10 protein-coding genes are annotated in these 13,509 nt (G+C 48.8%); 6 read left to right on the forward strand and 4 right to left on the reverse strand.

Annotated features, from left to right (window positions below):
* The first annotated feature begins 110 nt into the window (after window positions 1-110).
* The 5 genes from PAEAM_RS17110 to PAEAM_RS17130 all read left to right on the forward strand — a co-directional run bounded on the left by PAEAM_RS17110 (window position 111) and on the right by PAEAM_RS17130 (window position 6,323).
* Window positions 111-1,901 (forward strand): sensor histidine kinase, encoded by a 1,791-nt coding sequence (locus PAEAM_RS17110; RefSeq protein ID WP_100528364.1) that lies wholly within the window; start codon window positions 111-113, stop codon window positions 1,899-1,901.
* Complete coding sequence (locus PAEAM_RS17115) at window positions 1,898-3,007, forward strand: response regulator (RefSeq protein WP_243391388.1); 1,110 nt, start codon at window positions 1,898-1,900, stop codon at window positions 3,005-3,007. Before PAEAM_RS17110 ends, PAEAM_RS17115 begins: the two co-directional genes overlap by 4 nt.
* A gap of 147 nt (window positions 3,008-3,154) precedes the next feature.
* Window positions 3,155-4,435: an ABC transporter substrate-binding protein gene (locus PAEAM_RS17120; RefSeq protein ID WP_100528365.1), complete on the forward strand. Its 1,281-nt coding sequence runs from the start codon at window positions 3,155-3,157 to the stop codon at window positions 4,433-4,435.
* Window positions 4,436-4,614: 179 nt separating this feature from the next.
* Window positions 4,615-5,499 carry a carbohydrate ABC transporter permease gene (locus tag PAEAM_RS17125; RefSeq protein WP_100528366.1) on the forward strand — a complete coding sequence of 295 codons (885 nt, stop codon included), beginning with the start codon at window positions 4,615-4,617 and terminating at the stop codon, window positions 5,497-5,499.
* Entirely contained in the window at window positions 5,496-6,323 is an 828-nt protein-coding gene (locus tag PAEAM_RS17130; RefSeq protein WP_100528367.1) for a carbohydrate ABC transporter permease, read from the forward strand. The genes PAEAM_RS17125 and PAEAM_RS17130 overlap by 4 nt, the downstream gene beginning before the upstream one ends.
* Window positions 6,324-6,483: 160 nt before the next feature.
* Here the strand turns inward: PAEAM_RS17130 and PAEAM_RS17135 are convergent, their stop codons facing one another.
* Window positions 6,484-7,977: an aminotransferase-like domain-containing protein gene (locus PAEAM_RS17135; protein ID WP_100528368.1), complete on the reverse strand. Its 1,494-nt coding sequence runs from the start codon at window positions 7,975-7,977 to the stop codon at window positions 6,484-6,486.
* 135 nt (window positions 7,978-8,112) lie between these two features.
* Here PAEAM_RS17135 and PAEAM_RS17140 point away from each other — a divergent pair, with 135 nt between their 5' ends.
* Window positions 8,113-8,721, forward strand: a complete 609-nt coding sequence (locus PAEAM_RS17140) for a LysE/ArgO family amino acid transporter (protein ID WP_100528369.1) — start codon at window positions 8,113-8,115, stop codon at window positions 8,719-8,721.
* A 212-nt stretch (window positions 8,722-8,933) separates the two neighbouring features.
* On the opposite strand, the gene PAEAM_RS32515 is transcribed toward PAEAM_RS17140, so the two are convergent.
* The 3 genes from PAEAM_RS32515 to PAEAM_RS17155 all read right to left on the reverse strand — a co-directional run bounded on the left by PAEAM_RS32515 (window position 8,934) and on the right by PAEAM_RS17155 (window position 13,492).
* The gene (locus tag PAEAM_RS32515) at window positions 8,934-9,770 is read right to left on the reverse strand and encodes a methyl-accepting chemotaxis protein (RefSeq protein WP_036612668.1); all 837 of its coding nucleotides are present in this window, start codon (window positions 9,768-9,770) and stop codon (window positions 8,934-8,936) included.
* A 375-nt stretch (window positions 9,771-10,145) separates the two neighbouring features.
* Window positions 10,146-11,147: a GTP 3',8-cyclase MoaA gene (gene moaA / locus PAEAM_RS17150; RefSeq protein ID WP_100528370.1), complete on the reverse strand. Its 1,002-nt coding sequence runs from the start codon at window positions 11,145-11,147 to the stop codon at window positions 10,146-10,148.
* 119 nt (window positions 11,148-11,266) lie between these two features.
* The gene (locus PAEAM_RS17155; RefSeq protein WP_347707881.1) at window positions 11,267-13,492 is read right to left on the reverse strand and encodes a methyl-accepting chemotaxis protein; all 2,226 of its coding nucleotides are present in this window, start codon (window positions 13,490-13,492) and stop codon (window positions 11,267-11,269) included.
* Window positions 13,493-13,509: the final 17 nt, after the last annotated feature.

Genomic DNA, 13,509 nt, shown 5'->3' on the forward strand with positions numbered 1-13,509 from the left:
TCCGTGTAAATAGCATTAGTTGTAACATTTCCAAACGAATATAAAGACCAAAGCGCCCTCAGCTTCCATGCTGGGGCGTTTGTCTATTTTAGCTCAGGAGTGGATGCGCTGTGTTTACCGAATGTTATCGGAAGCTGATAGATCCTTTCAAACGTAGCATTCGCAATAAATTGATTCTTACCATGACGCTGCTGGCCGTTCTGCCCGTCATTGCCATGACCGCTATGGCTGCTGAGAATACCCGCTCTTCCATGGAAGAGGAGATTATGGAGACCAACCGAGCCAATATGAACTGGGCCTCCATCTATCTGGGTGAACAGTTCGCGCGCATGAACAACATTATCTATTCGATTCAGATCAGTGACGAATTGCATCAATATCTGGCGTTGAACGAGGAAGCGCCGGCAGCCAGTCGGTTCGATGAACAGAAGGCCATGTTCAATATGCTGAACAGTGTATACTATTCGGCTGGCAATTATGTATTTGGCGTTGAACTGTACCTGAAGGAATTGGACACCTTATTCACCTTCAACTCGATGGATTCTCGCATCAAAGCGGTATCGGAAATACCGGAAGGATATCATGAGCTTTTTGCACAACATAAAGATTTTACGATTATCAATGATCCGGACGATCCGCAAAAGTTTCACATGACCCGCAGCATGAACCGCTTCGAGGATCAGGCACAGATCGGCGCCATCAGTCTGGAGGTCAAGTGGGCTGAGTTCAACCAGACCCTGGAGCTGCTGGATAGCCGGGGTGACTATGCGGTATACATTGCTGACAGCACGGGCAGTCCGGTCTATCAGCCAAACCAAGATATTCAGCCTTCAGCGGAAGCACTGGGGAAATTGGCAGGCACAAAAGAAAGTTCGGGGTTTATCCGTACAGCCAAGGAGTACGTATTCTTTCATTCCATTGAGCCGTCAGGACTGCGTGTGATCAAGATTGTACCTGCCCATGTTGTTAACGAAAGTGCCTTGGAAACGATGAAATACGGATTGGTTGTGGGTGGCCTGGCCACTGTCATATCTGTAGGACTAGCTGCGCTCGTAGCCTGGCGTACATCGAAGCCCATTGTCAGATTGGCAAATTCCATGAAGGGTATTCAACTGATCAAGGACAGGGAAGTGGTGCGAAGCGGTCGGGTAGATGAGATTGGTCTGCTGGAGAAAAATCTGCACGGCATGGCTAGTCGTATTCGGGAACATATTCGCGACAACTATCTAATGAATCTGGAGAAGCAGACGGCCGAGCTCAAAGCACTGCAATCTCAGATCCATCCGCATTTCCTGCAAAATACGTTGCAGATGATTGGCGGCATGGTCTACTCGCAAAAACCGGCAGACAGTTACAAGGTCATTCGAGCCTTAAGCGAGATGTTTCGTTATATTGTGCGAGCGCCGGATGGACTTGTACCCCTACAGTCTGAACTGGACCAGCTGGAGCATTATATGCTGATTCAGAAGCAGCGTTTTGCCGGCAGGCTTGAATATACACTGGAAATCACCGGAGAACTTCGGGCGTGTTATATCCCCAAGTTGTCTTTGCAACCCATTGTGGAGAATGCATTTTTGCATGGTCTGGAGAAGAGACAGGGCGAGTGGAAGCTGGGTATTAAGGTCGTCTGTGAACCTACAGATGTAACCATTCGAATTTGTGATAACGGCGTGGGTATGGATGCTGAGAAACTAACGGAGATGCAGTCCAGACTGGAGCGGCTTACCCGGCAGGCAGATCGGGTGTGGAGTTCAGGTACAAGTATTGGACTGGTTAATGCGGCCTCACGAATTGTAATGCATTTTGGACCTGAATATGGGATGAGCATAGAAAGTGAATACGGACAGGGGACAAGCGTTACGGTACGAATCCCCTGCAATACAGGAGGCGAAGCCTTGTGAACAAGGAACTGTACAGAGTGCTGTTGGTGGATGATGAACCGTGGAACCGGGATATTTTGCGCAACCTGGGAGATTGGAATGAACTCGGCATGACCGTTGCAGGTGAGGCAGAGGATGGCGAGCAGGCCATTCAACTGGTCAAGCAGCATCAGCCTCACATTATCATTACGGACATGCGCATGCCCGGCACAGACGGTGTGGAGCTGTTGCAGACGCTTAGCGGACAATACCCACAGATCAAGGTGATCGTGGTGAGCGGATATGATGACTTCAATTATGCAAAACATGCGATCCGGCATCGGGCTGCAGATTATCTGCTCAAACCGGTGAATCCGGATGAACTGAATGGTGTACTTGCTAAATGTGCAAAGGAATTGGAAAAGGTTGAATCAGCACCTGAATCATGGGAATCGTACCCATCTTCGTTCGCAGGTGAGTTCTCCCTGTTTCAGCAGCAGGCTCGCTTGCGGTTTAATGACCTAAACGTTCAGAGTCTGCGGGAGTGGTTCCAGCAATTACAGCAGAAGCTGGAACGATGCGAGATTAACAGACCTCGGCAGCTTGGAAGGGTGGCTCATGAATTACAGGCTTTGCTGGACGAACTGTGCGTCTCCAATGGCTTGTACGAGCGGCCCGAAGCAACGGCGCTACCTCCTGCGTCTGCGCTGGCTTCCATCGAATCCACGATCACATGGATTTCGACTCCGTACTATCAGGCTTTGGAGCAGCTGATTGCGCAGCGTAAGTTCAAGAATAAGCTGAACCTGGACGAGGTGAAACAATACATTGAGCAGCACTGTATGGAGATGATTACGCTGGAGCAGCTCGCCCAGATCTTTTTTGTCAGCAAGGAATATCTCAGCAAGGTATTCAAGAAAGAGTATGAGGTGAATGTGACCGACTATGTTGTCCAATTACGTATGACGAGAGCGAAAGAATGGGTGATGGATGAACAGATTCCGTTCAAGCATATTGCCGAGATGGCGGGTTATGAGGATGTGTCCTACTTCTATCGAGTGTTTAAGAAGCATTTCGGAATATCTCCAGGGGAGATGCGGAAGGGACAGGCTCGTATATCAGGCAATTCAGCCAGTAGCACGGAATGAGCCGTTTGATAGAGCATTTGCGGCAGGATTAAGGTTTAAAATAATCCAATACACAAGTCTAATTTTGTCCAATGAAGCGCTTTCATTTTCTGATATATAATGAGCCTATGAAAGACAAACCAGTTACACACCGGGAGGTCATAAGAGATGAAAGTATGGAAAAGCGTAGCAAGTGCAGTACTGGTCAGTGTTCTGCTCGCAGGTTGCGGTTCCAATGCAGGAACGGACAATGGGCAGGAGGAATCGGCATCAGGCAGCACGGTATCACTCAAAGTATTCGTTGCACAACCTCGGCTGAAAGAACATTACGATAAATATATAGAACAGTTCAAAGCCAAGGAGAAAGCAGAGAAAAACATTGAGGTGAACGTGCAACTGGAGATGCCGCCAGCGGACAATGCCCCTCAGATTCTGAAGACTCGTCTCGCCTCCAATGATGCACCAGATGTGTTCGCCCTGCATGCAGTCAATGAGATTCCACCATTCAGCAAAGCTGGTTATCTGGAAGACCTGTCGGGCCAACCTTTTGTCGATAAGCTGCTGGATTCGGTTAAACCTTCCATAACGGATGCGGAGGGTAAAATCGTAGCTATTCCATTGGAAACAGTATCATGGGGCTATCTGTACAATAAAGATATTTTCAAAGAGCAAGGGCTGGAAGTGCCAACGACGTTAACGGAAATGAAAGCGGTCGTGGAGAAACTCAAAGCAGCCAACATTACACCGTTTGAACTGTCCTACAAAGAAGCCTGGATTCCGCAATTATTCCTGCCACTTACCGTGGGTGCATTAACTCAGTCTGAGCACAAAGACTTCGTGGAGAAGATGAATCAGGATCAGGGCTCCTTCTCCGATATGAAAGCATTGTTTGATATCTTTGATCTCGTCAATGCCAATGGAACGGACAAAGCGCTGGAAGTGGGCGGAGATGATGGTTCAGCAGCCTTCGCATCAGGAAGCGCCGCGATGTGGATTCAGGGACCCTGGTTTGCCGAAACCATTCTGAAGTCCAACCCGGACTTGAACTTTGGTGTAGCACCAATGCCGATCAATGACAATCCGGATGATACCAAAATCAATCTGAGCACCTCCACTTCGCTGGCAGTATCGTCATCTAGCAAAAACAAAGAAGTGGCACTCGATTTCGTGAACTACATTCTCGATGACAAGGATTCAAGTGCATTCTTCGAAGCGCTCAAATTTAATCCGATTGCCAAGATCCATGACTTCAAGAGCTTCCCGTGGGTAGACGATGCCCAGAAATATGTGAGTGAAGGTAAAGCTTATGAGGACCCATCCCTCCCTCAAGCGGTGAAAGACGAGTCAGGCAAAGCGTTGCAAGGCTACTACTCTGGGCAATTAAATCAACAGCAGGTTATCGATGCGCTCGACAAGGCGTGGAAATCCTACAACAAAGTCAACAAGTAAGGAGCTGTGAGGAATGGAGTATCCGCTTTTGTTGGCAAATCTCAACGGTCTGAGAGTTTTGTCAACAAATGAGCGGTACTTTGTTTCGTCAGAGTCTCCAAGCAGATGATACGGCAGGCAGAACGTTCTTCGTTCCCTCGTTTACAATCATCCGCTTCGAGTGAAAAGGGGGAGAACCAATGGCTACGAATGTGTTCAAGAAGTATCTGTCACTGCTCGCGTTCACTGCGCCGGCCTTTGTCATCTATGCGATTTTCCTGCTGTATCCCACGTTTAGTGGCATGTTCTATAGTCTGACGGATTGGAACGGACTTAATCAGGATTACAGCTTTATCGGTCTGGGCAACTTCGTGGAATTGTTCAAAGAAGATCCTGACTTTCTGAACTCTCTGTGGTTCACGATGAAATATGTAATATTTATGCTGATTCTGCAAAATGGAATTGCCTTGCTGCTCGCTGTGTTGATTGAGTCACGGACGCGTAGCAAAGGGCTTTTCCGGACGCTGTTCTTCATGCCTAACATGATCAGTACAATCATCAGTGCTTTCATGTGGACATTCATCTTCTCTCAGGTGCTGCCACAGCTCGCAGAGAAACTGGCTTTCTCGTTCCTCGACCAGCAATGGCTGGGTGATCCGAAGTTTTCATTTTACTCCATTATGATCGTATCGCTCTGGAACGGTGTGGGGTATATGATGATCATCTATCTGGCTGCTCTCCAGGGTGTCCCGAAAAGTCTCAAGGAAGCAGCTGTTATTGATGGGGCCAACGCATTCCAAGTACTGCGCAATGTGGTGTTGCCGATGATTACTCATGCCGTGACCATCTGTTTCTTCCTGACGCTGAACGGAGCATTCAAAGTGTTCGAAGTGGTGTATGGACTGACTGGTGGTGGACCGGGCCGGGCCACGCAGGTGATCACGATGAATATCTATGAAGAAGCGTTCTCCAACAACTTCAGATATGGCTATGCGAGTGCCAAATCGGTTGTGCTGTTCATCATCGTACTCATTTTTACACTCATCCAGATCACCGTCATGAAGAAGAAAGAGGTGGAAGCATGAGTATGCAACGACTGAACAGTTATCTGATTCGACTGCTGCTGATTCTGGGCTCTCTCGTCGCTATGCTGCCGATCTACATGGCGGTTGTGAACTCTTTCAAAACACAGGGTGAGATGTTCCAATCTTTTCTCGCGCTACCAACAACGTTGCACTGGGAGAATTATTCGGACGCGTTTAACAAAATCAATCTGTTGGGCAGTTCCATGAACTCGGCAATTGTATCCTTTCTGGGGATTGGGGGAATCGTATTCTGTGCCTCACTTGCGGGATACAAGCTGTCACGTACCTCCGGACGTTTGAGCAACCTGATCTTCTTCCTGTTTGTTGCATCCATGCTGGTGCCGTTCCACTCGATCATGATTCCGCTGACACGGGTAGCCAAAGGCATGGGGGTGCAAGGAAGCACGTACGGATTGGCCCTGATCTATATAGGACTTGGCGTGAACATGGCAATCTTCCTCTATCACGGGTTTGTGAAGTCCATTCCGCGTGAATTGGAAGAATCAGCTCAGATGGACGGATGTAATGAGTTACAGACATTCTTCCAGATTATCTTCCCACTCTTGCTGCCGATCACAGTCACCATCGCGATTCTGGACTTCCTGTGGATCTGGAATGACTTCTTGTTGCCACTGCTCATGCTGACCGATGTGAATCGTTATACGCTGATTCTGTCCACAAACATGCTGTTTGGTGAATATAATAAGGAATGGCCATTGATTCTGTCCTCCCTGGTACTGACTGCGATTCCGGTTATTCTGATCTATGCGTTCTTCCAGAAGTTCATCATGGAGGGTATTGCGGAGGGTGCGGTCAAAGGATAGAACGTTCAAAGGAATCCCGCAGCGCATCTGGTGTTTGCCCGTTCTGTTATTCGAACACACTTACGAAACTTACGCAAATAGCCTTGATCTGAAGGACGTGGTCCTTCAAGGTCAAGGCTGTTTTTTTGATTGTGAAATCAGGAAAAAGCATTCGTCGAAGTCAGGAGCCAGAATCCATAAGCCTGTGGACAGCCTCTGCCAGGCATTGTAGTCCACGCTCCATCTCATCGGGGGAAGCATAAGCGTAAGACAGCCGAATATGACTCGCATCTAACCGGTCATACAGATAACCCGGGTGGATAAGTACATTTTGCTCCAGACAGGTATGGAACAATTGGCGGATAGAGAGCGGAGAGACAGTGAATTGCAGCCAGATGTAAAACCCGCCAGCGGGTATTTCCCACTCCGCAATCCCATGGAAGTGACGTTGAAGCAGCTCCAGCATGAAGTCTCTGCGTTTGCGTAGTTCAGGACGAAGGCGTTCCATATGTCCAGCGTGATGTCCTTCTGCGAACCACAGGGCAGCAGCTTCTTGGGCGAGTGAACTGGTACCATAATCGGTCTGCATCTTGATATCTGCGAGACGACGAATGACCGGCTCTGGCCCAACCAGCCATCCGAGGCGCAGTCCAGGACTGACTGCCTTTGACAGGGTGCCCATATGCAGCACCCGTCCTTCCTGGTCACGCGCCTTCAGCGATGACGGAGGAGGTGTATCCAGCCACAGATCACTGTAGGCGGCATCTTCCAGTATGGAGATGCCTATTGTTCGAGCGGTGGTCATGAGTTCTTCCCGGCGGTGATCACTCATCACAGAGCCGGTGGGATTATGGAAGCTCGGGATCGTATAGAGAAGCGAGATGTGGTCTTGATCTTTGACATGCTGCGCCGCGTCCTCCAGACGTGCAATGTGAACGCCTTCGTTATCCATCGGGATACCACTCATTTTCAACCCTGCTGACTGAAAGGCGTGAATCGAATAGAGATACGACGGTTTTTCCAGCAGAACCGCTGATCCGCGAGGGAGCAGTCCGACCGAAATCAAATGCAGTGCCTGAAGAGAACCCGATACGATCAGTATGGAATCTGGAGAGGCTTGAATGCCGGTAGTCTGCAAATGGACGGATAAAGCCTCACGAAGCTCCAAGCTTCCTTGAGGTTCCAGATAGTTGAGTGTACGAGAACGATGGGACAGGGAGTACAGAATGTCGTTGAAAGCATCCTGAGGCATCAGCTTCGGGGCAAGCTCCCCTGTACCAAGACGTATGATGCCAGGTCGGAATTCAGCCTGATTAATCTGCTGGATCTCGGGCAGGTTGGGATAATACCAGCCCTCCTCAATGGCTTCATTCCAGTTGGGCATCGCTTCGTGAGCCATACCATGCCAACCGGAGCCGGAAATATAGGTTCCCCCGCCATGTCTGCCTTCAATCAGACCAGCGGCGGCCAGATTATCAAGGGCGGTGACTAATGTACTGCGGTTCACCCCCATGGACTCAGCCCACATTCGCTGTGAGGGGAGACGATATCCTGCGGACCATTCGCCCGTTGTGATTTTCTGCCGGATATAGGCTTCAATCTGGCGATATAAGGGCAAGTCGAGAGAAGGGTTCGGCTTCCACCCCATGCTTAGCCGAGAATCAGAACGTTCCATAACTGGCAGAATCACCTCCGTTTTTCTTTGTAACGAACACTATATCATTTGGTTGGGTCTGATGCCATCCAAGTGGTTGGTTACGTCAGCCATCATCTGCCCTACTATGGAATACAGAGATAAGGGGGAAGCGCGATGGAGGTTGTTATTCACGCAGTGGTTCTGGCGTTTGGCCTGATCTTGCCACTGGGTGTGCAGAATGTATTTATTTTTAACCAAGGCATGAGACAGAGGCGTTATATACATGCCCTGCCTGCTGTAATAACGGCAGGGGTCAGTGATACGTTGTTGATCGGGGCAGCCGTTGGAGGGGTGTCGCTCATTTTGCTGCAATGGCCATTGCTAGCGAATGTGTTGTATGCAGTAGGAAGCCTGTTTCTGCTATATATGGCATGGAGTATTTGGAGGTCGTCGGAATCCGTGGAAGGTTCCCAGACGGTAATGTCAGCGGGGCGACAGATTGCGTTCGCCGCATCGGTATCTTTACTCAATCCCCATGCTCTGCTGGACACGGTTGCCGTGATTGGCACCAGTTCACTTCAGTATGAAGGGGTGGAGCGCATCTATTTTGCCCTAACAGCCGCGGCTGTATCGTGGATATGGTTCTTGGGACTTGCAGGCGCAGGCAGGGTGATTGGCAGAACGGATCGAACTGGACGCATCAGTCTGGTGTTTAATCGGTTTTCCGCTTTGGTCATGGTTGGACTGGCGGTTATGATGCTGTGGAAGCTCATCTATGCATAGAAGGACCGTGATGTAGCGGGCTAATTTTATTTAAAATAAAAAAACTCCCCGTGACGTCTATCGCGCAGGGAGTTCAATGTGGATGCTGAATGTGATTATCAGCATGCCTGGTGATCAAGTTATTGAGTTGGAACTGTAGTGCTCGATAACGCTTTGGTGTTGTGTCTCTTATATATGGTTGGTCATTTGAATTAGGGTCATCGTAATCGGATCTATTCCGCCTTCAGCAGCATGGATTCAATAAACACTTTCAGATCACGGCTTACACTGTTCAACTGATCAATGACCTCGCTGAACTCGGTTACCAGCACCGCTTGTTGGTTGCTAGACTGTGAGATGGATGTGATCTCCTGCTCCATCTGCTGAATGGAATGCTGAACATCTTTCAAGGAACGTTCGATATTCACCGTAGCTTCTTTGGTACCTGTAGAAAGTTTACGTACTTCAGATGCAACGACGCTGAATCCGGCACCTGCTTCACCTGCTCGGGCCGCTTCGATGGCTGCATTCAGGCCTAGCAGATTGGTCTGTTCTGAGATTTCACGGATGAATGCGGCGACTTTGTTGACTTCGCCTGAGTTCTGCACAGCCATGCGGGTATTATCCAAAATCTGCGTGGAAGATGCCGTCAATTGCTCGGATTGGGCGGCTACCGTCTGCACCATATCTGTTAATTTTCCGCTGATACCACCGATCAATTCTGTGAAGTACTCCAGTTTTTCCTCGTTCTGAAGAGAGAAACCAATGGCAAGTGTGCCCACGATATTTCCTTGTTCATCTCGAAGTGGGGTGGCCGCCGAGTTGATTGATGTGCCATAGAATTTCGCATCAATACGGTTCGCTGAAGTTTCCCCATGTATAAGTGCCCGGCGTAGTGTAGGGTCATCGAGGGAAACGGGGTCTCCAGCCTTGATGCCCAGATCGAGTTCGTTGCTGGGAACATAATACCAGAACTTCTCCGTGTCGGTTACTGCAATCATGATATCGTGTTCTTTCAGCATAATTTTAAAATATGGACTTGCTGCAACGAGTGCCTCAACGATGTTCAATAAGGTTCAGCTCCTATAATGTATGTGTATCATCTAGATGTATTGTATACATCGTCAGAATGAGGTTGATCTTGAAGGCCTGATAAGGGCATAACGTATATTAATTAAATTTTCAACAAATGAAACAGGAGAATTGATGATTTTCAGAAAATTATGAAAATATAACGAAAAAGCAGACAAGAACATCATGTTCTTGTCTGCTTTGGGTATTCGCCTATTCCTTGTGACACGCTCCACTTCACGTTATGAATGCTGATTCACGTAAGGGGTCACCGAGCCAGCGTTACCTCTTCCGTTGTGTGAGGAGGTCATCCTGACGGTACAGATATATATCCATACGCAGGAATGCCCGGTTGTGTTATATGCGTACTGTTGTTATCCGCCAATCTGGGACATGCGTCGTACCGTCGGTGTATGAGATTGCATTTTTTGTTCCAAAGCCAGAGCCATCTCATGATTCTTCGGTTTCGTACCCAGCGCTTTGAGGAAAAGTGCCGCCATGGCATTCGGATCATCCACGAAGCGGCGGACATTATACTCATCTGACCAGTAGAGGCAAGCTTTGATATGTCCATCAGCGGTCAGCCGAAGTCGGTTGCAATTGTCACAGAAGTGATCGCTCACGGGATGAATCAATCCAAATGTGCCTTCGGAGCCCGCAATTTTCATATTGCGTGATGGGCCATTGCCCGCAGGGCCTGTTGTATTCTCTACCGTCCAGCCTGCTTCAGCACATACATCTGTCACGGCTTCCAGCGGCAAATAAGATTTGCGCCATGAATCCGAAGCCTGTCCAATCGGCATATATTCAATAAAACGCACATGAAGAGGTTGATCAATCGTCATTGCAATAAAATCCTTGATCTCATCATCGTTGATACCCTTCATCAGCACAACATTCAGCTTGATCGGAGCAAGGCCAGCGGCAGTTGCAGCTTCAATGCCTTTCAGCACCTTGTTCACATCTCCGCCGCGGGTAATCATGGAGAAGCGATCAGCGCGCAGGGAATCCAGACTGATGTTAATCCGGTTCAACCCAGCATCTTTCAACGCCTGAGCTTGTTTGTCCAGTAGAAGAGCGTTGGTAGTCAGAGCAATATCGTCAATCCCGTCAATTGCCGAGATCATGCTGACGAGCTTGTGCAGATCCTTCCGTACCAGCGGTTCGCCCCCCGTGAGCCGAACTTTACGCATGCCCATCGGAGCAAGCACTTTCAGCACCTGTGCAATCTCTTCGTAGCTCATAATCTCATCATGTGGAGCAAACTCCATACCCTCTGCGGGCATGCAATACACACAGCGTAAATTACAGCGGTCCGTAACAGAAATACGGATGTAGTCATGTATCCGGCCAAATGAATCCTGAAGCAGTTCCATGCAGACCACCCTTTCATCGGTTCAGATTGGAAATCTTCTATTATAAATGATACGACAATTTCAAAAGGAACAGTTGCATCAAATTTTAGCTATTTCTCCAATCCGCGTCAACGATGACGTCAGATGACAGCATTTTTGGCGGGGTGATTCAGATGGAATTGTCCCACGAGTTGTTGCAGAAAAACCGTAATGGCTTCCACGTTATGCGAAGAATGCTGAACCTGCAACATATCACGGATCAGCTCCATCATTTCTGCTTCTACCTCGGCAGAAGTCGCCCGATTTTGATGACTAATTGCAGCAATATTCTCCATCAGCATGACCACTTGATCCACGACTTGAGTGCGCTCAGGTTCTTCAGCAGTAGCATTTTGCAGAAGTTGCGAAGCGGCCTGAACCAGTGTTGTTCCTTCAGCAAGTACCTGATCACCCTCTGTGATCAATTGAGATGCAGCTCCTGCTGCCGTTGAGATTCGGTCCAGAATCTGATGAATATTTTCAGTTGAAGAGCGGGATAACTCGGCTAGCTTGCGGATTTCCCCTGCCACGACCGAGAACCCTTGGCCATGTTCGCCCACGCGTGCAGCTTCAATGGTGGCATTCAGAGCCAGCAGGTTGGTCTGAGCTGAAATTTCATCAATGATAGCCAGTGCACGGTAGATCTCTTTCATGGTATCCATGAAGGACAGGATGGTCCGGTTAGTATCGGATACCGCTCCTGAGATTTGGGTCATTTTATCGCCGATTCGTTCCACTTCCTGCTGGGCGACGCTGATCTGTTCGGTAGCAGAGGTCTCCAGTTGTTGCAGCGTTATGCGCATGTGATCAGCAGCGATCTTGGCCTGGTCGAGATCTTCCAGTTGGGTGCGAATGGCCTGAATCATCGAACCAAGCTTGTAGTTCACACGTTCAGTCGTGCCTTGGGTTGTCTCTGTTGAGGTTCGCATCTGATACTGGTTGTCCATAACGTCTACCGTGGCAAGTTGTACCTTCAGCATAATGCCTTCGAGAGAATCAATCATGTTGTTGATCCACTTCGCCAGTTCACCTGATTCATCTTGGGCAAAAGCAGACGTGTTCAGGCGCTGGGTCAGATCACCCCTGCCTTCGGCGTTAATTCGAATAAATCGGCTGATGCGACGCAAGTCTTCATGAACTCGTTGATATTGGCTACGATGCAGCTGTAATGCAGTGAAGAATCCGAATAACACGTTAAAAGCGGCCATTGCTGCCGCGCTCCAACCACTACCAGTGAAGGCATAGACAAGAGCTGCTCCTGCAACGCCTGACAAAAGCGTGAAGAGACTGTGTTGCTTGAACTGGCGCCAGCCGATGCTTCGTATCCGATACACTTCCTCCAGATCCCCTTCACACATCATGCCCCAGCGATCAGGACAGTGTGGCAGCTGGAAGGTGATGCCTTTGCCGATCACAGAAATATGGCGGTAATCCGAGTAGCCGGGAAAGGCTACGAACAGATTGGAACCATTCTGAATGGTGTTTGCTACTCCGGGGTGTAGTTCTCCGGTCGATGGATCAGTGAACATGAGTTCCAGCTCGGTATGCTCCTTAACGGAAACGATACCCCATTCGGTGGTGACACCATCTTTGAGATTTTCCCCATGTGTAAAGGTACGGTCTTCGAATCGACTTCGGGATAAGGCGGTGCCGGGTTGCAGATGGGGCCGTAATATCGACTCAGCCATAAAGAGGTAATTGTCACCGGAATCGGGATAGATATGACCTGATTCTCGTTGGATCAGGTCACCGAGTACATCCCCGGGAACACGGCTGCATAATGAACCGACATATCGACCTTCCTGCAGGATTGGGGAGATAAACAGCAAGGTGACATCATCGTGAAAAGCGGACGAGCGTGGACCAATATCCAACGTCAGTGGATCAGAATATGGGCCATATAAGCATTTTTTGCCATGACGATCTGCTCTGGAGTATTTCAATCCTGGTCCAATTAAAGCTTCGTAATCTTCATAGATCTGTCCAATATGTTTCTTATATGTAGAGAATACCACCAGATTCTGTTCGTTCAGCATAAATAGCTCCGTACTGTCTACGGCTCGAATATAACTGGATTGAAACCATGCATCTAGTTTGCTTCGTTGCTGTGAACCTTGTAATACATCCTGTAATTGGACCGACTGTATCTGTTGGAGCAAACGGTCCAGGTGATTCCATTGTTCATCTGCCCAGTCCATCATAAGCTGCCGTCTCGTTTCGGCAATCCCCTCAAAAATCTGTTCCACATCTTCCTTTATATGTGCGTTCAACCGATACGATCGCCACAGCGGCAATCCTTTTCTCCATCCCAGCCAATCAAACATCATGACCACCCCGATTTCTG

It is taken from the genome of Paenibacillus sp. GM1FR (assembly GCF_002803315.1).
Classification (GTDB): domain Bacteria; phylum Bacillota; class Bacilli; order Paenibacillales; family Paenibacillaceae; genus Paenibacillus; species Paenibacillus amylolyticus.